16 protein-coding genes are annotated in these 19,456 nt (G+C 56.6%); 14 read left to right on the plus strand and 2 right to left on the minus strand.

All coding sequences use genetic code 11. The features are described 5' to 3' along the window. The first annotated feature begins 175 nt into the window (after positions 1 to 175). Positions 176 to 1,249: a tRNA dihydrouridine synthase gene (locus OSO_RS0102765; RefSeq protein ID WP_010582029.1), complete on the plus strand. Its 1,074-nt coding sequence runs from the start codon at positions 176 to 178 to the stop codon at positions 1,247 to 1,249. A 101-nt stretch (positions 1,250 to 1,350) separates the two neighbouring features. On the opposite strand, the gene OSO_RS0102770 is transcribed toward OSO_RS0102765, so the two are convergent. Further along, on the minus strand, positions 1,351 to 1,821 hold the full coding sequence (locus OSO_RS0102770; RefSeq protein WP_010582030.1) for a hypothetical protein: 471 nt from the start codon (positions 1,819 to 1,821) through the stop codon (positions 1,351 to 1,353). A 444-nt stretch (positions 1,822 to 2,265) separates the two neighbouring features. On the opposite strand from OSO_RS0102770, the gene OSO_RS52470 reads away from it, so the two are divergent. The 10 genes from OSO_RS52470 (at position 2,266) to OSO_RS0102830 (ending at position 12,597) form a co-directional block, all read left to right on the plus strand. Continuing rightward, complete coding sequence (locus tag OSO_RS52470) at positions 2,266 to 2,619, plus strand: ArsR/SmtB family transcription factor (protein ID WP_010582031.1); 354 nt, start codon at positions 2,266 to 2,268, stop codon at positions 2,617 to 2,619. 55 nt (positions 2,620 to 2,674) lie between these two features. Next, positions 2,675 to 3,343, plus strand: a complete 669-nt coding sequence (locus tag OSO_RS0102780) for a carbonic anhydrase (RefSeq protein WP_010582032.1) — start codon at positions 2,675 to 2,677, stop codon at positions 3,341 to 3,343. Positions 3,344 to 3,588: 245 nt separating this feature from the next. Then, positions 3,589 to 5,976 carry a hypothetical protein gene (locus OSO_RS0102785; RefSeq protein WP_010582033.1) on the plus strand — a complete coding sequence of 796 codons (2,388 nt, stop codon included), beginning with the start codon at positions 3,589 to 3,591 and terminating at the stop codon, positions 5,974 to 5,976. Between the two features lie 18 nt (positions 5,977 to 5,994). After that, positions 5,995 to 6,333, plus strand: coding sequence for a J domain-containing protein (locus tag OSO_RS41895; RefSeq protein ID WP_010582034.1), 339 nt, complete (start codon positions 5,995 to 5,997; stop codon positions 6,331 to 6,333). A gap of 67 nt (positions 6,334 to 6,400) precedes the next feature. Beyond that, the gene (locus OSO_RS0102795; RefSeq protein ID WP_010582035.1) at positions 6,401 to 7,147 is read left to right on the plus strand and encodes a nucleotide exchange factor GrpE; all 747 of its coding nucleotides are present in this window, start codon (positions 6,401 to 6,403) and stop codon (positions 7,145 to 7,147) included. Positions 7,148 to 7,199: 52 nt separating this feature from the next. Further along, positions 7,200 to 9,017 carry an Hsp70 family protein gene (locus OSO_RS0102800; protein ID WP_010582036.1) on the plus strand — a complete coding sequence of 606 codons (1,818 nt, stop codon included), beginning with the start codon at positions 7,200 to 7,202 and terminating at the stop codon, positions 9,015 to 9,017. Then, entirely contained in the window at positions 9,007 to 9,228 is a 222-nt protein-coding gene (locus tag OSO_RS0102805) for a hypothetical protein (protein ID WP_010582037.1), read from the plus strand. The genes OSO_RS0102800 and OSO_RS0102805 overlap by 11 nt, the downstream gene beginning before the upstream one ends. 666 nt (positions 9,229 to 9,894) lie before the next feature. Next, positions 9,895 to 10,974 (plus strand): DUF1559 domain-containing protein, encoded by a 1,080-nt coding sequence (locus OSO_RS0102815; RefSeq protein WP_010582039.1) that lies wholly within the window; start codon positions 9,895 to 9,897, stop codon positions 10,972 to 10,974. Positions 10,975 to 11,268: 294 nt separating this feature from the next. Further along, positions 11,269 to 11,538, plus strand: coding sequence for a hypothetical protein (locus tag OSO_RS0102820; protein ID WP_010582040.1), 270 nt, complete (start codon positions 11,269 to 11,271; stop codon positions 11,536 to 11,538). 192 nt (positions 11,539 to 11,730) lie between these two features. Beyond that, a complete protein-coding gene (locus OSO_RS0102830; RefSeq protein WP_010582041.1) occupies positions 11,731 to 12,597 on the plus strand; it encodes a HEAT repeat domain-containing protein in 867 nt (288 codons plus the stop codon). 50 nt (positions 12,598 to 12,647) lie between these two features. Here the strand turns inward: OSO_RS0102830 and OSO_RS50570 are convergent, their stop codons facing one another. Then, positions 12,648 to 12,818: a hypothetical protein gene (locus OSO_RS50570; protein ID WP_010582042.1), complete on the minus strand. Its 171-nt coding sequence runs from the start codon at positions 12,816 to 12,818 to the stop codon at positions 12,648 to 12,650. A gap of 97 nt (positions 12,819 to 12,915) precedes the next feature. Between OSO_RS50570 and OSO_RS0102840 the strand changes: the two genes are divergently transcribed. The 3 genes from OSO_RS0102840 to OSO_RS0102865 all read left to right on the plus strand — a co-directional run bounded on the left by OSO_RS0102840 (position 12,916) and on the right by OSO_RS0102865 (position 19,446). Continuing rightward, entirely contained in the window at positions 12,916 to 13,398 is a 483-nt protein-coding gene (locus tag OSO_RS0102840) for a hypothetical protein (RefSeq protein ID WP_010582043.1), read from the plus strand. Positions 13,399 to 14,173: 775 nt separating this feature from the next. Continuing rightward, a complete protein-coding gene (locus OSO_RS0102855) occupies positions 14,174 to 15,511 on the plus strand; it encodes an AAA family ATPase (protein ID WP_010582046.1) in 1,338 nt (445 codons plus the stop codon). Positions 15,512 to 15,810: 299 nt separating this feature from the next. Next, a complete protein-coding gene (locus OSO_RS0102865) occupies positions 15,811 to 19,446 on the plus strand; it encodes a DUF1553 domain-containing protein (protein ID WP_010582048.1) in 3,636 nt (1,211 codons plus the stop codon). The last annotated feature ends 10 nt before the right edge of the window (positions 19,447 to 19,456 follow it).

Below are 19,456 nucleotides of genomic sequence, written 5' to 3' on the forward strand. Positions count from 1 at the left end.
GCCGGAAGGGGAACGCAGGGTGATCTGGCATCTTGGCCATGAATGCCTGGAGCAGCGTCTGACTCTTTTCACGAGTTCGCCCAAACCGGAATTGCAGCAATGTGAACATACGTGCGCATGACGTCGCCGGGGCGTGACGCTTCCCATCGCTGGCGAACCTGTCAGAATAGGCGTTATGACCAACGTCACCTCGATTCAAGACAAGCATCCGCCCCCAATTCGCTCACAATCCAGGCCCGAACTGGGGTTGGGAAACGTCCGTCCGTTGTCGATTGGTCAGGTGAAGATCGGATTTCCGGTTGTACAAGCCGCGCTCAGCGGTTACAGCGACGGTCCAATGCGCATCGTCGCGCGACGGTTAGGCGCCAGTTATTCTCTTGCCGAAGTCCTGATCGATCGGTTCGTCCTGGATGCCACGAATCAGCATCACGCCCGGCGACACCTGACGATCACCGACGAAGAGCACCCCGTCGGCGGCCAACTGATGGGATCAAACCCGAGCGAGTTTGCACCGGCAGCTCTGCGGCTTGTCGCGGCGGGGTTCGACGTCATCGATATCAACTTCGGCTGCCCGGTCAAAACGGCCGTCAGTGGATGCCGAGGCGGGTATCACCTCAGCCAACCCGATGTCGCGCTGGAAATCGTCAGTCGCACGCGAGACGCCGTACCGGATTCGATTCCTGTTACGCTGAAGATGCGGCGTGGGATTGATGATTCCGAGGAAAGTCGCGAACGCTTTTTCCGTATCCTCGATGGGGCATTCGCCCGCGGCGTCGCCGCGATCACCGTTCATGGCCGCACCGTCGAACAACGTTATGTTGGCCCAAGTAACTGGGACTTCCTTCGGGAAGTCAAGCAACATGCGGGCTCGAAGACGATCCTGGGAAGCGGTGACCTGTTTACGGCCCAAGCCTGCCTCGAAATGCTTCGCGATACCGGTGTCGACGGAGCCTCCGTCGCACGGGGGGCCATTGGCAATCCCTGGATCTTCGCCCAGGCCAACGCCTTGGCCGCGGGACGACCGCTGCCTGAACCCAATCTGGCCGAGCAACGTCGAGTTCTCGAAATGCACGCAGAACTTTGCCTGAAATCATCGGGTGAGAAACAGGCGCATCTCACCATGCGGATGTTCGGAATCAAGTTCGCTCGACTGCACCCTCAATTCACGGAACTCCGCAACGCCTGGGCCGTCTGCCGCAACATGTCCGCCTGGCGCGAAGTTCTCGAGCAATGGTATCCGTCCGGTTGATCGAAATTTCACAACGACCGCCGAAGTCGCGTTTCCGAGAAGGCCGCTGTGGCGACAGGCCGGTTGAATCGGTCCGAAATCGATTCGCGCGCATGATGCCGTCATGGGCGGATTGAACCGACTGGTCTTCCCTGGGAATCATAGTACTTTGTCGTTCCGCCCCAGGTTTCTGACCGGCCGCTAAACGCCCCCCTGCTATCATAGAATATCGTTGTGTTACCCGATGTGGTTGACCGTCCGTCGAATGACCCATTCTTGTTGTAGTAGGTGATTGTGTTGCCTGATGTCTGCGTGCGACCGGCGTGCGATCCCTTGTTATCATAAATTTGCGTCGAATCTCCTGACGCAGTGATTCGCTCAGCCGGGCGTCCCGTGCTGTCGTAGATTTGAGTCCTGCTGCCGCTGGTTGCACTTCGCCCCGCATACCCGCCTTTTCCATCGTAATACGTGCTCGATCGTGAAGACGTGGCGACAGGCTTTCCACTCAGGATCTTCGTTGGCGATTTATCACTGGCGTTCAACGTTCCAGCAACACAGACGAGAGTAGAAACCAGCAGGCAAAATTTGGTCATGATCGAATCCTCGCAATCTGAACTACGATGATACAGAGAGTCGTGAAGCCGAAATGATTTCCTGAATTGAAATGCCCCAACCCGTGATTCGGAGCATTGTATTCGAACCGTTCACAGGTCGGAAAGATCCACCTATCCCCTCTCTCTTCGGGCTGTGAACGGCGATCAGTATATTAACAATGTACTAACAATCGCGGCCGAAAATCACCCGTAGCGACTATTATTACTTGCTTCTTTTTGCGGACGATCCCCCTCCTTGACCGTGATCAATGACCAATTCAAACCACTCCGATCCCACCTCCGCTCGAACCGGGCGCGACTTCTTGGGATCATGCTTCGTTTGGCGCGGCGTCTCTCAAGATTGCAAGCAACGAATTCCTTGACCGGAATTTCAGTAGTCCATAATGTTCAAATGTTTGAATCATTAAGTGCAAGGGAGCCGTGATGCCACACCGCGCCTTGGTCGCAAAGGAACTTGCTGACTTCTTGAGAGTTCTCTCGCATCCGCACCGAATCCGCATTATCGAAGAGTTGCGCGATGCAGAGCGTGACGTGAATTCATTGCAAGACGCTCTCGGGATCAGCCACTCCGGAGTGTCACAGCATTTAATGGTTCTCAGGTCGCACCGACTCGTCTCCGAACGTCGAGAAGGGCGTCGTGTGTTCTATCAGCTACCCCAGCCAAAAATCGCTTCCTGGTTAATGGATGCGACCCGTTTTCTTGAAAACGAATCGCTTGCGGCAACGGAGCTTCGAAAAGCCATCGATAAGACTCGGAGAAGTTGGGCGGAAAAATGAACTTCGCGCTCGCGAAGTGACCTCAATCCGTTTTCCAGAAAGGTAACGCGGGACTGTGCAAAAGTTGATTCAAGGCATTCACCAATTCCAAGGAAAATCGTTCCTACCGCTGCAAGGACTGTTCGAACAATTGGCGAAGGGCCAAAATCCCGAGACCTTATTTATCACCTGTTCGGATTCCCGAATCGACCCGAACCTGCTCACCCAGGCCAAGCCCGGCGATCTCTTCATTCTTCGCAATGCCGGAAATATTGTTCCACCGCACGGTGCGGGGAACGGTGGAGAAGCCGCGACGATCGAACTGGCGGTCGCGGCCCTTGGCGTCAAAGACATTATCATCTGTGGCCATTCCCACTGCGGTGCGATGCAGGGACTACTGAATCCCGAAAAGGTCGCGTCGCTTCCCGCCGTTTCGTCATGGCTCTCGCACGCCGAAATGACCCGTCGAATCATGCGTGAAAACTACGGCCACCTGGAAGGAGAAAGGTTGCTGACGGCCACTGTCGAAGAAAACGTCCTGGTTCAACTCGAGAATTTGCGAACGCTTCCCGCGGTCGGCTCACGTCTCGTGCGAGGTGACCTCCATCTGCATGGATGGGTCTACAAGATTGAAACGGGCGAGGTGTTCGCCTACGACGTCGAAAATGCCCAATTCGTAAAGCTCGCGGAATACAACCAGCCAATCGAAGCCAACGTACGGCGACGAACCACCCACGAAATCTGAGTGACACAGCGCGAAAGGACTGGAATCGCGTTGGCGGGATGCTTGCCGCCGTGAGAACCGTTCGAGTGGCCTTCCGACTCAGAATATGCCAGTGTTGTTGCATCAAACGTGAGAGAGCGTGTGATCACTTCCTAAGACGGCGCGGCTTCGGCAAAATGGGGCTCATCGTGCGGAGGTCCCGTTGGTGATGCCGCATGTTCCGCGAGGAGGTTGGGCAAAGATCCCAGAGCAAATGGATGTGAAACATGGGGAATAGGTCGCAACGTCAAAAGGAACGACACGAGAAAAAACGGCAAGAGAAACGAAAGAAACAGGAGCAGTCGCGGGGACGCGCGTTTGAAAACCCGCGGAACGGCGGGGCTCCCTTGGGCAGCAACGCACGGCATCGCGAGCGACTGTCGAAGCAGATTCCCCGAGCTTGGGCGGGAGAGACTGTTGAAGACGTGGCCGTGTTCGATGATTCGGTGCTTGCCACGTTGCCGCCGGATGTGGCTCAACAGGTCTCCCTCGTTCGCGAAGTGCTTCATGAGGCGACGGAATCTCGCGGAGAAGAGGCCGTCACGCGTCTCTCCGTGATTTCCCGCAGCAGCCCGCTCAGTGAATGGCGACTGTTCATTCGCGGCCTGGTGGACTGGCTGGCGGATGACACCGAAGCGGCGAGCGAGGCGTGGAAACGATTGGATACCGAGCGGCGGCCTGGTCGAATCGCGACGGCCATGATGATCGCTTTACGCTCCGATCTCGAACAAACCTCGCCGCCCGCAGCGAACGGGGAATCGGCGGACGCAGACCCAGTGGCCTCACCGGCGATCCCTTTGAGCCGCTGTGATGATCAATTGCTCTATCATGGCAAGCTGCTACGGCGTGTGCGTTTTGACCGGGCGGCCCTACGCGTGGCCGAGGCCGGCGTGAACATGCCTGAAGAGAGCAACGATCTGGTGCTGGGACCACGGAAGTTCCAGTGGTTGAAGCAGTTTTTCAAAGAATACGGAGACACCGAACCAGACTTGATCGCCGCACTCTCACAGACGGCACTTGGCCGAACATTCGTTCAGAATTTTCACGACCTGTTTGATGAGGTGGTCCGGTCGTTGCCTGGCCCGCGGCACGATCGGCAGAACCGGTTGCTCACCTATTTCTTTTATAGCCGCTTCCAGAATGATCCTCCGGCAGAGAAAACCGCAAAGCGGTCGCTGAACCAGTATTTGAACCACGATCTGCCTCAAAATATGGATCTGACCGAGGCGCTCCGTGGTGCAATCGCCAGTCAGATTCATTTCCAGGAAGCGAAATCATTCATGCAGCCCGATGGCGGCGGTGAGATGCTGCCGCTAAGGTTCAGACCGGTTGAGGATTCCAAGTCGATTCGAACGCATTTGCAGGCGGCGTTGAAGGCCGATCCCAAGAATCGTCCGGTGCACAAGACCTACAGCAATTGGCTCGATTCCAAGTTGGACGACGAGAATCTGACACAAGCCAAACGGAAGCCGTTCGAAGAAGAACTGGCCGATGTCATGCGAGGTTGGTCACAAAGTCTGCCGGAGGACATCGAGCCGCGACTGTGGCTGGTCGACTATTTGCTCGAGAACGATCAGTTGGAAGAAGCCAGGCCGCACGTCGATAGTCTGGCCGCTTCCCGGATTGATGATCCCCGCGTGCGTGCCACGCCGTGGAAATGGCAGCTTCTGGAAGCGATGCGGCTGTCTCGTCGGAAAGCCTGGTTGGTGGACGTCCCGGCCCGATTGGATGCCGCGGAATCTCTCTGGCCAGCGTGGCTCTCAAAGCAATGGCTTCCCTATCTGCGAGCCGCCTGGATGCTGCGAAGCGGACAGGCCGAAGCGTTCGAAATCCAGCGCCAGCAGATCTGTCAGGCCTCAGGCCTGACACGCGGTTCGTTGCCCGATGCTTGCATGATGCTGGGAGCGGCTCAGCAGATGCGGCTGTCCGCCGAAGAGCTCAAACCGTTGCGGTTGCCCGTGGACCAAGCCGTGAAAAAGCTTCACCTGCTTTCGCTTGAAGAGCTCCTGGAAACCGGCAGCTTCTTCTGGGATTTGCAGCGCACACGACTGCTCTATCCCGCCTATCGAATGCACGGCGCCAACATTGGAAAGGAATTGATCGCGCGCCTGGCGAAACCGGGCAAACAGGGAACAGACTTCGTCACTGACGAACGGGTTCACAAAGTTGTGCTCTGGGGATCAGAGTGTCGCTTCTGGCCGAGCGGCAATCAGATAAGACTGGCGCCCTTCTTCTTTAAACCGGACCTCCTGCGGCATCCGATGTTCGTTGCGGCCAGACTGAACGCATTTCTGAAAGAGCGTTATCAGTGGGACACTGATACGTATCGAGAACTGGGACCTCTCTTGCGCGAGGCGGCGCCGTCACAGCGCGATGCTTACTATCGCCATTGGTTTCTCGTGTTGGCCGACGAACTGGACGACCTGCTGGACGCAAATTCATCGCTCTTTGGTTTCCCTTTCGGCACCATGTTTGGGAGCGATGACGATGACGACGGGAATGATTTCGAGGACAACGATCGGCGCTTCGACCCGGACTGCAACTGTGGCAAGTGTCAGGCGGCCCGGAAAGCGGCAGAGCAAGCACGATCAACCGACAGCGCGACGCCGTTTTGAAAGCAAGGAATCTCACGGATGAATTCTCCGACACCTGACGATCCATTTACCGTTCTGAGCGTGGCTCCGGATGCCAGCGAAGCAGAGATCCGCGCCCGGTATCTAAAACTCGTGAAGCAATATCCGCCGGACCGGGAACCCGAAAAGTTCCGGGAAATTCGGGAGGCGTTTGATGCGGCCAAAGATCCGCTCTCTGTCGCGCGGCGATTGACGACTCCACCTGGCGACGACGCGCCCCAGTGGTCGGATGTACTGGAATCGCAAAAACGGAACCCGCCCCGAATGACCTCTGCATTTCTGCTGAGTCTGGGCAATCGGGCCCCCGACAACTCTGCCTCTCCTCTTCTACCTGACTGAATCACATACCAGTGAACTTCCATGGCCGCCATGATTTGACTTCGTAACACGATAAGATAGACGCCACATGAATGACGCCACTTTCCCATGGGAATTCAATCGGGAACCACGCGACGGGAACGCGCCGCGACGCGATGATCCGTCACTGGATGATTCGCCTCAGTTTGGTGCCGTAGACATTGTCGAGGCCTTCACCGCGATGCGACACGAGTGGCGCGGACAAACTAAAGAGAGTCGTGCTGTCGCCGAGCAGATTCAGACGGCGGTGACGAACATTCAATCACTGGAAGCGAAGCTACACGCACGTGCTTTCGACATCCGAGCGAACGACAACGGAGCCGGGGACACGGTTGAAGCACGACCGCTCGTGCTGGCCCTGATTGAGACCGATCATCAACTGTCCCGAGCCGTGTCGGCCGTTGCGCAATGGGACACGAATCGCAGACTGCGTGCGGAGGCCGACGCCAAAGCCGTGGAACGCTACTTCGCGGGAATGAATCGATTGGCCCGCTGGCTGGCGCGCCCGTTGTTGACTTTCGTCATGGAACAGCAATCGGTTCCCGCGTCGCCTGCCGAGAACCCGGCCATCACAGGACTCGATCTGGTGCTGGGGCGGCTTCGCCGCGTGTTGAATGAACATGGGATCGAGCGGATTGAGACCGAAGGACAAGCATTCGACGCCGACACCATGTACGCGATTGGAACCGCCGTGACGACGGATTATCCTTCCGGACATGTTGCGGAACAGCTTTCACCCGCGTATCGCTGGCAGGGTCGCATCGTGCGTTTCGCCGATGTGCGAGTGACGAAATAGTTGCGACCGGGCAATGTTTTATTTCAGCAGAATCAACAGAAAGAGATTGCGCATGGCCGATCGTCAAGATCCTATTGTCGGGATCGATCTGGGAACCACCAACAGCGTGGTGGCGATCATCGTCGATGGGAAGCCCCTGGTACTGGACGAAGCGGGTGAGAAACTGCTGCCGTCGGTGGTGGGGATCAATCCCCAGGGACAACTCGTCACGGGCGTCGCCGCACGGAATCAACTGGCCGCCTTTCCCGATCGCACGGTCGCCTCGATCAAACGCCAAATGGGACGTATGGACCCCGTCGCGCTCGGCGATCAGACGTTCACCCCACCAGAAATCAGCGCGATGATTCTGCGCCGTTTGCGAGACCGGGCCAGCCGCGCAATTGGACAGCCGGTGAACCGGGCTGTGATCACGGTGCCCGCCTTCTTCGACGAGAACCAGCGCCAGGCAACTCGTGAAGCGGCAGGGCTCGCGGGGCTGACAGTCGAGCGGATCATCAACGAGCCGACCGCCGCGACGCTGGTGTATCACGCCGGTTCCCACGATCGCAAACAGATCGCGGTCTACGATTTCGGCGGGGGAACCTTCGACGTCTCGATCGTCCGCATGGAAGCCGGTGTCATCGAAGTGCTCAGCAGTCGCGGTGATGTGCATCTCGGCGGCGACGATCTCGACCAGGTGCTCGTGAATCATGTGGCCGATCAGTTCCAGACCGAGCACGGAGTGGACTTGCGAAAAAACTCCCAGGCGCGGTATCGATTGTGGCTGGCGTGTGAACAGGCCAAACGACGACTCTCAACCGATGAAACCGTAGAGATTACGGAAGAGTTCATTGCCGAAAAAGCTGGCCAGCCCCTACATCTGACAGCGACGGTGACCCGTGAGGAGTTCGAAGAGCTGATCGAACCGTTCGTGGCGCGGACGATCGACAGCCTTGATGAGGCGCTGCGCGAGTCGGGCCTGACCATCCATCAACTGGATGACCTGGTACTGGTCGGCGGTTCCACCCGAATTCCTTTGGTTGAGGCCCGTCTGCGCGAGGAATTTCAGCGAGAACCCAGCCGCGCGGTCGACCCCGACCTGGCCGTCGCCCTGGGAGCCGCGGTACAGGCCGCCATGATCGATGGCCGATCGGCGGGGCCCGTGCTGGTGGATGTGACGGGACACACGCTGGGGATTGAAGCGTGTACTGAGATGACATTCGCGGGACCGAAAATGTTCTTCTCGCCGATCATCCATCGGAATACACCCCTTCCCGCACGCTATGAACAAGCCTACTCGACCTTATACGACGACCAGGACGCGGTCGATATCCACGTACTGCAAGGGGAACGGCCCGAGGTGCACCGCAATCAGTCAATTGGAAAGTTTCGACTGGAACTCGAAACGGGCAGTGGAGATCGAAACAAGGTCGTCGTCCGTTTCGATCTGACGCTGGACGGCATCCTCAAGGTCAGTGCGACGCAATCTGCCACCGGCCTTAGTCAAGTTTTGACGATTCAGAATGCACTCAGTCAGTTCCAAGCCGACGACCGAGACCGTGCGGAATCGCGACTGAAAACAATGTTCGACGATTCAGTTGAGTTTCTGGACGAAGACGACGGGCCATTCTCCAACGAGTGGCAAGCAGAGGACTCGGATGGGAAGGACGCATTGAGCACTGCCGATCACGCGTCCGCGGAAGTGAGATTTCCCGAGGCGGTCGCGATCCTCAAGAAAGCGGACTCGCTGAGAGCGTCTGTTGAAGGCCAGGACGCGGAAGATCTTGAGTTGCTTTGCGAAAACTTGAAGCAGGCGATGACGTTGGACGACCCGGCCGCAGTCGCCAGCCTCATCGCGGAACTGGACGATCTGTTATTCTATGTCCGATGAACCCGACTTCCGCTGCCCCGTCTGCCGCGCGGCACAGACCCTCCGCGAGACCTGTCGCCGCTGCCAGGCCGACCTGAGCCTGGTGGTGCGCGCCCATCGCCGATTGGCCTATTTGAAGCAGCAGCAGCGCGCACAAGCACTCGCCCGTGGCGACGGCCAATGCGATCCGCAGCTCGCAGCCGAGTTACGCTGGCTCGCACCGTCACGCTAACGAAACGCCCCGCCCGCGCGGGTCCTCGCGAACGGCTTCTGCTGACTTTCCGCTCTTCCCCTTTCGTCCCGACACAGCAAGCGTCCACCAATCTACCCGCGTTCACACATCCCAAGTCAACGCGGAACCTCGTCGGCGAACAATGAACGCGAATCTGGCACGTGTGTCGTGCGTTGTCGCATTTCGCATAAAGAATGTTGCAAAAACACAAGACTTCGGATTGTCGCAAGATTAAAAATTCGTCAGCTTTTGAGAGTCGGTGTGAATGGAGATGAAATCCACCCACACGTTTCGCGTTAGGAAAACGTGAGTCCTTGTGAGTGGAACTCTCCGCAACAATCCTCGTGTCCGTCAATCAAATTGAATAACTCGTAGAATTTGCCCGCCTGAACGAGGACGGCCTCAACCAGAACGGTTGGTCAAGCGAGGACGGTTGCTCGTCGCTTCGATCATCCAGACCGTCCCCTCCGGACTCGCTTCCCTCTCGAAAACACCTGCCGAGTCCAGAGAACCATCTCTTTCGTCCATGATCGTCTGCGTCCGACTGATTCGACATTCCGTCGATAAGTAGAAATCCAAAGCGATTGCGGGGTTGGTGGTTCGCACCGATTCCCGTTTTTTCTTTCTGTTGCCGTCAAATCTATTCCATATCTGAGGACTTGCGCCATGTCAGATTTGAGTTTGTTTGCCGTTCGAACGCCTTCCCGTCGGCGGGGTTTCACGCTGATCGAGTTGTTGGTGGTGATCAGCATCATCGCGGTGCTGATTGCGTTGCTGCTGCCTGCCGTTCAGCAAGCACGCGAAGCCGCTCGCCGGACACAGTGCAAGAATAATCTCAAGCAGATGGGCTTGGGGATGCACAACTATCATGACGTCTACAATTGCTTTCCGATGGGCTACATGGGGACTCCCGCTCTGACCACCACAGCAACTCCTTGCGGGAGTGTGACGAATGCAATCGTTCGAGCCCCGGTCGGTTCCGACGGCGTCATCACTTTCACGTCGACAGGTCAAGGATGGGGTTGGGGCGTCTTTCTGCTGCCCTACCTGGATCAAGCCAACCTATATAATGCGCTGAACGTCAACTCAAGTCAGGCGGTCTGTGACAATGGTGGACCAGTAGGGATTGGAAATGCCGCGTTACAACGGACGAAAATTTCCGCTTACGTCTGCCCGACCGCGACCGATCCAGATCTGAATCCGACGCGTGATGCATCCACCACCCCGAACAGCCCCAGCGCCCATGCGAAGTCGAACTACCGCGGAATTGCCGGGGTAAACTTCTATGGACTGGAAACAAACAACACTCGGCTACTTACATTTTCAGGTGTGCAACAAAATGCAGTTGGCCTCAAGGGTTTATTCGGCGATGCAGCGCTCATTGGTTGCGCTTCAATTCGAGACGTGACCGACGGCACCAGCAATACGCTTGCCGTCGGTGAGTGCTACCGGAAAGATGTGGATTCCAGTCTACAGAATTTCGCCGCCGGAGAACGTGTCGGAGGAATGTGGATTGGCTGTCCGGCCGATACGTTCCAGTCCGCAGTCGTCGGCGTATTGCCGCCGACTGCCGGCTTCGTGGTCAACGGCTCGTCGATCAATGCCTTCGCCAGCCAGCACGTCGGCGGAGCGCAATTTCTGAATGCAGACGGAAGCGTTCGTTTCATCAGCCAGAACGCTGACGCATCAACGCTCTCTCGCATGTCGACGATCAGCGATGGAGTCGTCGCCAACCTTGATAACTAGTGCGACATCGAAATGTTAAGGACCATGCCGCGGTCACTAAGCAACCTCAAGCGATGAGCTGCAGGTCCAGGCATTCTTTAATGATGTCCATTTGCACGCATATTGCCGTGTTTTTTTCTGCCACGACGACCAGAAGGCGATGCGGTTGGCGAACTGCACCAGGCCGTCGGCTATCAGAGGATCTCGTTGAAGTCGGGCCTGTACAACAATACAATTCAAACGGCAATAGAATCCATCCGGAGATGTTCGACCCGGGCCTGAACTTCCACAGGCATTATAGAATTGGAGTTCCACATGAAGCCCGCATTGCATTTCATCTGGTCTCCGCTGTTGTTTTCGATAACCGGGTTCATGGTGGCGCGGGAAATTGCGCTCATTTCACCATCGGATCCTGAATTTCAGCGATTTGTGCTATTGATGATGCCTGCTTCTGGGCTGTTCATTGGTTGGTTCATTGTCTATCTGGCAACACCGGTCAAAATGCGCCCCGACACAACATTTATCTCCGGCTCATTCGCAAAAGGCGAAACGGGGGTCAATGCAGCAGTATCGCCCAGTGAATGACCAACCCCGCCTTTTTGTCTGATGTTGGTCACGTGTGCTCTCTTCAAGCCAGACTGTGCGGCTTGTTGGGGGGCGAATGACGCCGGATCAAACAGACAGAAAAGAGGCCGTCATGCAGCTTGGTCGAGCTTGGTGATATGGGTTTTGCTAGCCCCCTTGTTCTTCATCACACTCAGAGTGAGGTTGCCAACCATGGCACAGGACTATGAAGCCCTCGATCCCCTGTTTGGAGATCTTGTCCATCGTGCCAACTTTCAGTCCGATGAAGATGCGCGTCAGCTCGAAAATGCGCTGTCAGCGGAGCTGAAGACCGTCATCCGTGACACGGATGCCACGCAGTCCAAACGAATGAATGCCCTCATGTTCCTTCGCATCCAGAAGGATCCAGAATTTCTGGACGTTGTCTTGGATCTTTTTGATGACCCCGATCAGCATCTCTGGCACGTCATCCATCCCTCAAAGTCCATGCTCCAGGATTCCCGGCTCAGGCAAAAGTACATGGAAAAGTTGGACGGTCCGGATTTAAAGAATTCTGGAGAGGCCGCGGTTGCCCTCGCGATTGCAGGTGAGGTCTGTCTTTTCCCACGATTCGCCGACTGGCTCGATAACGGCGACGAACCCCATCGCAACGTCGCGATCGAGGCGCTTCGGCTTCTCAATGCCGCGGAAAGTCTCGCTGTCCTGCAGCAGTTTTGGGATGAAGGCAAAGGAGACGAGGACACGCGTCTGAGTGTGGCGGGAGCACTCTTCGATTCAGGTGATCCGCGAGGACGCGATTTTCTGGAAACAATCGCACTTCAGGCGAAAGGGCTGGCTTCGGTTGCTGCCGCAACGTCCGTTTACGTCGCCGGCCGATGCCGCGAAATCCCGGTCGGTCCGCACCGACAGGACGGCCTGAAACTGATGCTGCACATTCTGAACGACGGAGATCTGGAAGCCAAACAAGGAATGGTCAATCAAATCTGGAATTTCGAGCGATTGCCACATGCGTTCACCGCCGACGGTCGCGATGAAGCCGTCGTCTGGGTGGGATCGCAATTGGAATCACCACCCGGTTGAACTCAATGACTCAAATGGCTTACCAGTCATGCGGTTTTCCCATGCGGTTTTTACGATGGCAGCCCAGACCGCAAGAAGTAAATCATTGACCAAAGGCAATCGCTTCCTCCTCGTTCAATGACCTCGACCGGCTTGAGCCCGTCGAGTGCAGCATCCGGTGTTTGCAGCAAAGCGCCGAGCGATTCCTGTTTGATCACTTCGGACGAGGCTCGCTTGACCATCCGGAACGATTCCCTCACTTTGCTCACGCAGCTTGCCAGAAGCTGTCGACAATCTTAGAAACGTCCCCACCAGTCTGCATTCTTCGAAATAGACGCCATGCTCAAACTATACAAACGCACAAGCGGTGAGTTTCGATATCACGAAGCTTGGAGCAATGATGATATCGTTACAGAACACTGGGGAATTGTCGGCGAGCAAGGTGAGAGTCAAGAACACCGCCTTGCCAGGGGCGAGCCCAACGAGGATGCCGTTATCCGTGTTTTGCAGCCCGCTCTTGGCCTGGGCTTTACTCCTATTTCAATTGATGAGCACGCCATCATCGTCATCGAATACGCGATTGAAGGGGTTGGAACGCCGCAAGATCTCACAAAACGTCAAACACTTGAAAACCACATCAGCGAGACGCTTGGTTGGACGGGGTTGGGTAATTGTGACGGCGGCAGTATTGGTTCAGGCACAATGGAAGTTTATTGTTATGTGGTGGATTTTGACGTCGCTCAACGCGTCATCGAAGCGGATTTAAAAGACACAGAGTATGAAGACTACACTCGGATTTATTGTCAAAACGATTCGGACTAATTGCAGGCCGTAGAAATCCTCCGCTGATATTGAGCGTTCACAAAAAGCAAGCGTATTTCCATGTGTCAATATGCACGCCAAAACAGGCAGCGTGCGAGTTTGATCGAATCTGTGGGGGACTCGAGTGTGTTCCGGCCCGTCACCGTGATCGAATCACCGAGTTCGATGGATTCGGAGGCGATTGATTCCCATGAATCCAGTTTGCAGACGATCGATTTCGTCGAAGTGGCTTTCAGGGTGATCGTTCCGTCAGAGTCGCTCTCCTCGTCGCGGGCGTTTTTCCGATGACCTCGCCGCTCACGACGAATTGCTTAAGGTAAAATTGATTGAGAAACTGGATCGCATCCGACTCCAGTCGTTCTCCGAGGGAGGTTGCTGTGAAAATTGGATCGGGTGCACCAGCGACATTGACAATCTCGCAGTTGACGAAGCTCCAGCATTAGAAGTTAACGCAAAGCCGCAAGGGCGCCAGGACGCAAAGGAAGGCAATACTGCCATCATTGCCATTTTCTTCTTTGCGTCTCCGCGCCCTGGCGCCTTTGCGTTGTCTTGTTTTCTCACGATATCCAATCACGAAAAAAACGACGCCAAGGCGCGGAGGCGCAAGGAAGAATGCAATTGGCGTCATGAGTTGTTGTTCTCTCGCACCTTGGGGCCAGGTTCCAAACGTTTGGAAACAAGGCTCATTCTCGCGCTGCGGAATTTGTGTCGGACGTTATCGTCGAACGAAACGTGTTCGATCGCTCGCCGGATGTGACGCAAAAGGAGAATGGAGATGACGCTCGATTTCGGTACAGGGTTGACGAATTCAATCTTCGGGGATGGCATCCAGATTTTCAAACCGTTCCAGGAGACAAGCGACGACCCAGAACCTACGCCTCCTCCGAAGCCCTTGACCGGTCCGTTCATCAACCTGGGAGAGATTGAGTCCCGGCCGTTGGAATGGATTTGGGAGGGCTGGATTCCCCGAGGAAAGCTCACGCTGGTCGTCGGCGAGCCCGGCGTCGGAAAGAGTCTGTTCGCACTCTATGTCGCTTCCATGGTCAGTCGGGGACGGCGGCTTCCGAGTGCTCAAGCGAATGGCCTCGGCGCAGAGCAGGGCGATGTGGAGTCAGCCGCGGATGCAGGGGGCGAAAGCGATTCCGCCGACGGGATTCCGCCGGGAACAGTGCTGATGTACTCGGCAGAGGATTCATTCGGAGACACCATACGGCCACGATTGGACGCGGCCCAAGCGGACCTTTCGCGGGTGTTCCGCATGTCGGCCGAGTTCCAATCGACCAAGCTGGCACCCTACAGCCGGATGCCGCTATCGGGGCGGGAATTCGAATCAATCCGTTATTTCGATCAGTTGGAGGCGTGTCTGAATGCCTTCGACAATCACGACATCGATGTGCCCCTGGTGATCATTGACCCTGTTGAACGTTTCATGAATTGCAATGAACGTGGCTCGGACCTGCCCGAGAAGGTCACCAAACTGGTCCGCATGGCAAACCGCTGGAATGTGGCGATTGTCGCACTGGCCAATTCGAACTTGCCTTCGCCTGGAGTCGGTCGAACGGCCTATCGCAGTGCCACCATCGGAAATGAAGTGCTGTCACGTGCGGCACGGTCCGTTCTGTTGATCACACACGATCGAGACCACGAACACGAGCGATTGGTCCTGCCCATCAAACAAAATCTTGGTGAACCTCAACCCGGAATGAGGTTTACAATTCAGAATCGCGCAGTCGTCGCAGATTCGAAACCGACGTCCGTGACCAGCGAACAGTATTTCGCGCTGGCCAGACAAAACCGACAAGGGATGGCCGCGCGCGAAGAGATCAGTGAGCTGCAGCGAGTCATGAGTTGGTTACAACAGCGGTTGAGTCAGGGGGCGGTCAGGTCGAGTCTCATTCGCAAAGACGCCACCGAAAACGCGATCACCTCGATTTCATTGCGCCGCGCGTTTCGACACTTGGAATGTGTGGCCACCAAGGCGAAGCAAGAGCGATATTGGGTCTGGCAACTTCCTAAGAAGAACGCTCAGGGGGACCCCAAACACAAGTCAGAAGCGGAAGCAACTAGTGATGCTGTTCAAACCAACTCCAGGCGTCGCGGAAAGTCCCGATGAGCAACTTCAAAATCGGGGTTTGAGCCCTGAAATCAGGGATGTTGCTCAGGGTGATCAAATTTTTCACGAAAAAACGAAACGCGTATTTTGTCAGCAAAAGCCACCTCGGTTGGTGGAATTCGGGGGGCCCCTACAGATCCTGATCGCTCGGTAAAGGGCAGAGATCAATGTGTCGCGCGGCCACTTTCCGACGACGGCAAACCGGTCAGAAAGAGCGAAATTCGGGCGACAGGCGGTCTGGCATTCGATAAACTGACGTTGATGGTTCAAGCCCACTTCGGACGGATGGAATTCGATCAATGCAACCTGCACTTCAACTGATTCGCCCGGCCACTTCCCTTGCAACACCGTCACTCGGTCCTGACTGGTACACGAGCATCCTCCGCAAGCTCTTTGGGCTACTGACAGTTTGCTCTTCAACGTGTCATTTCAGGTCGAAAACAGCATTCGTATTCTGCTGCTCAATTCTCGCCGGGGCCGCGTACAACTCGGCCGGTGCCGACGAAGGTGTGAAATCCGTCGATTTTCGTCGCGATATCAAGCCGATTCTTTCCAATGCCTGTTATCGCTGCCACGGACCTGATCCCGCCGAGCGAAAAGGGGGGACCGATGGTCTGCGACTGGATACGACGGAAGGAATTCTGGCGGATCTCGGCGGACATGCGGCCGTTATCCCCGGTGATCCCGACGCCAGCGAACTAATCAAACGGGTGACGTCGACGGATCCCGACGAGGCGATGCCGCCCGGCGCGGCGAAGCGATTGTCGCCACGAGAAATCGAACTGCTGAAGCTCTGGATCAAATCGGGCGCCAAAGTCTCCCAGCACTGGTCCTACGTGCCACCCGTCATGCCGACGCAACCGATTGTCAAGAATACGGCCTGGTGTCGCAACGAAATCGATCGATTCATCCTCGCCCGCCTCGAACATGAGGGACTCGCGCCGTCGCCCGAAGCCGACCGTGTCACGCTCGCCCGCCGCGTGTCGCTCGATCTGACGGGATTGCCGCCATCGCTTCAGGATGTGGATTCGTTCCTCGCGGATTCCAGCCCTCGCGCTTACGAGACGTTTGTGGACCGCCTGCTGGCCAAGCCCGCCTTCGGCGAACATTGGGGACTGCTCTGGCTCGACCTGGCACGCTACGCGGACTCGGCAGGCTATGCGGATGATCCCGCCCGGACAATCTGGCTGTATCGCGACTACGTCATCAAGGCCTTCAATACCAACAAGCCGTTCAACCAATTCACCGTCGAACAGATTGCGGGCGATCTGCTGCCGAATCCCACGGAAGAGCAACTGATTGCGACGGCCTTTCACCGCAATACACTCACCAACAACGAAGGTGGGACAAACGACGAAGAGTTCCGCAACGTGGCCGTTGTCGATCGAGTGAACACAACGATGGCGGTCTGGATGGGGACCACGATGGCGTGTGCCCAGTGCCACACGCACAAGTATGATCCCATCACACAGGAAGAGTACTTCCGATTCTTTGCGTTTTTCAACAACACGGCCGACGCAGACCTGCGCGATGAAGCTCCACTTCTGTCGATCTACAGCGAATCACAGAAACAACAGCGATCCAAATGGCAGGACGAGATTGCCGCGCTCGAACCCGTCTTGAAAACGGTCACGCCGGAATTGACCGACTCCCAAGCCAGGTGGGATCAGACATTTCCTCGATCTTTGACCTGGCAGACGCAGATCCCGACACAGGTAGTTTCCCTGTCTCAGATGCCGACCTCGATCACCGATGACGGTCGAATCGCGGTCGGGGCGGGGGCTGTCACGGATGTCTACACGGTGAATCTTCCGCCTTCTCCCATCAATCAGACGTTGAGAGCCCTAAGGATCGAAGCGATTCCAGACCCGGCACTACCAGGGGGAGGCGCCGGCCACGGTCAGGGGAATTTTGCAGTCTCGAAAATTACGGCGAAATTTGTCCGTCCAGCGGGTTCGGCGATTGAAGGCCGTTACGTCCGCGTCGAAATGTCGGGCGAGCAATTCTTGTCACTGGCTGAAGTTCAAGTCTTTGACGGCAGCGACAACATTGCCCTGACGGGCGACGCAAAGCAGATCAGCACCGACTTTGGCGGCGACGCGAAGCGCGCCATTGATGGGAACACCAACGGAGACTATCACGCCGCCAATTCGACCACGCACACGGCCGCCGGGAAAGATCCCTGGTGGGAACTTGACCTAAAGGCCGTGCGCCGCGTTGATCGGATTGCGATCTGGAATCGGACGGATTCGGCAGGCGAGCGGCTGGCGAATTACCGACTTGTCGTACTCAACGAGCAGCACGAACCGGTCTGGCGACAAGAGATGGCGGCACCACCCGCTCCCTCCTCGGAAGCGCGCATCGATGTGCCCATGAATGTTGAGTTCGTGACCGCAATTGCTGATTACAATCAACAAGGTTTCAACACCGCCAATCTCTTGTCCGGCAAAGACTCGAAAGGTCACGGCTGGGCCATCGGTGGTGCTGTCGGTACGCCGCACACTCTCACACTCCTCTTGAAGCCAAACGCCGATGTTCCCCCTGATTCGAGTGTCGTGCTGACCATCGAGCAGAAATCGGATCTGGCGAACCACACCCTGGCGAATTTCAAAATCTCGGCGACGAGTGAAGTCCGGGTTGAGGAATGGGTCAAGACTCCGGTCGCAGTGGTGGCGGCACTTCAACGTTCATCCGATGACCGGACATCTGAGCAACTGGCGGAGATCACGCAGCACTACCTGACGATCGCGCCGGAACTCGACGCGGCACGCAAACAGCTGGCGGCGTTGCAAAAATCCGTCGCTGACCTCAAGCCGGATACGGTCCCGGTCATGAAAGAGCTGGCAGAAAAACGCCGTGTCACCAAGCTGCAAATGCGCGGCAACTTCGAAGATCTTGGCCAGGAAGTGACCGAGGGCACTCCTGCGATTTTCGGCCCCTTGCCCGCCGAGGCACCTCGCAATCGCCTGACGCTGGCGCAGTGGCTGATGGCCCCCAGTAATCCCCTGACCGCCCGCGTGATTGCCAATCGATACTGGGAACAACTGTTTGGGATTGGCCTTGTTGCGACAAGCGAAGATTTCGGCTCGCAGGGTGACCAGCCGTTCCATCCGGAACTGCTCGAATACCTGGCGTGCGAACTCGCAGGACTCAACGGTTCCAGTGCGTCACGTGGCGAGCAAGGTCCCTGGGACACCAAGGCGTTTTTGAAAACGCTGGTGATGTCGGCAACCTATCGACAATCGTCAAAAGTGACTCCAGAGACGATGCAGCACGATCCAGACAATCGCTTTCTGGCGCGAGGGCCTCGATTCCGGTTGTCGGCCGAGGCGCTGCGTGACCAGGCCTTGTTCGTGAGTGGTCTGTTGAGTTCCAAGATGTTCGGTCCGCCCGTCAAACCACCCCAGCCGAATCTCGGCTTGAGCGCGGCGTTCGGAAGCAGTACCGACTGGCAAACTAGTGCCGGCGAAGATCGCTATCGTCGTGGCGTTTATACGACCTGGCGACGGTCAAATCCTTATCCGTCAATGGCCACATTCGATGCCCCCAATCGAGAAGTCTGCACCGTCCGTCGCGTCCGAACGAACACGCCCCTGCAAGCGCTGGTCACTCTGAACGATCCGGTCTATGTCGAGGCCGCTCAGGCGCTCTCGCGACGGATGTTCAAAGAAGGCGGCGCAACGCCTACGGAACGGATCGTCTACGGATTTCGACTCGCATTGTCACGACTGCCGAGCGATGGTGAGTTGGAACGCCTCGTGCGGTTGCATGCTCAATCAGTCAGCCATTTCCGTCAGAATGCTGACGATGCGAAAAAGCTCGCGACCGAACCGATCGGAGCGGTCGATGCCAATCAGGATCTCGCCGATCTGGCGGCCTGGGCGGTTGTCGGAAACGTTTTGCTGAATCTCGACGAAGCCGTGATGAAACGATAAACGAGGAATG

Source organism: Schlesneria paludicola DSM 18645 (assembly GCF_000255655.1).
GTDB lineage: Bacteria > Planctomycetota > Planctomycetia > Planctomycetales > Planctomycetaceae > Schlesneria > Schlesneria paludicola.

Coding starts and splice junctions, on each gene's coding strand:
- OSO_RS0102765 (WP_010582029.1), top strand. CDS start 176: ATGACCAACGTCACCTCGATTCAAGACAAGCATCCGCCCCCAATTCGC.
- OSO_RS0102770 (WP_010582030.1), bottom strand. CDS start 1,821: ATGACCAAATTTTGCCTGCTGGTTTCTACTCTCGTCTGTGTTGCTGGA.
- OSO_RS52470 (WP_010582031.1), top strand. CDS start 2,266: ATGCCACACCGCGCCTTGGTCGCAAAGGAACTTGCTGACTTCTTGAGA.
- OSO_RS0102785 (WP_010582033.1), top strand. CDS start 3,589: ATGGGGAATAGGTCGCAACGTCAAAAGGAACGACACGAGAAAAAACGG.
- OSO_RS41895 (WP_010582034.1), top strand. CDS start 5,995: ATGAATTCTCCGACACCTGACGATCCATTTACCGTTCTGAGCGTGGCT.
- OSO_RS0102795 (WP_010582035.1), top strand. CDS start 6,401: ATGAATGACGCCACTTTCCCATGGGAATTCAATCGGGAACCACGCGAC.
- OSO_RS0102800 (WP_010582036.1), top strand. CDS start 7,200: ATGGCCGATCGTCAAGATCCTATTGTCGGGATCGATCTGGGAACCACC.
- OSO_RS0102805 (WP_010582037.1), top strand. CDS start 9,007: ATGTCCGATGAACCCGACTTCCGCTGCCCCGTCTGCCGCGCGGCACAG.
- OSO_RS0102815 (WP_010582039.1), top strand. CDS start 9,895: ATGTCAGATTTGAGTTTGTTTGCCGTTCGAACGCCTTCCCGTCGGCGG.
- OSO_RS0102820 (WP_010582040.1), top strand. CDS start 11,269: ATGAAGCCCGCATTGCATTTCATCTGGTCTCCGCTGTTGTTTTCGATA.
- OSO_RS0102830 (WP_010582041.1), top strand. CDS start 11,731: ATGGCACAGGACTATGAAGCCCTCGATCCCCTGTTTGGAGATCTTGTC.
- OSO_RS50570 (WP_010582042.1), bottom strand. CDS start 12,818: ATGGTCAAGCGAGCCTCGTCCGAAGTGATCAAACAGGAATCGCTCGGC.
- OSO_RS0102840 (WP_010582043.1), top strand. CDS start 12,916: ATGCTCAAACTATACAAACGCACAAGCGGTGAGTTTCGATATCACGAA.
- OSO_RS0102855 (WP_010582046.1), top strand. CDS start 14,174: ATGACGCTCGATTTCGGTACAGGGTTGACGAATTCAATCTTCGGGGAT.
- OSO_RS0102865 (WP_010582048.1), top strand. CDS start 15,811: ATGCAACCTGCACTTCAACTGATTCGCCCGGCCACTTCCCTTGCAACA.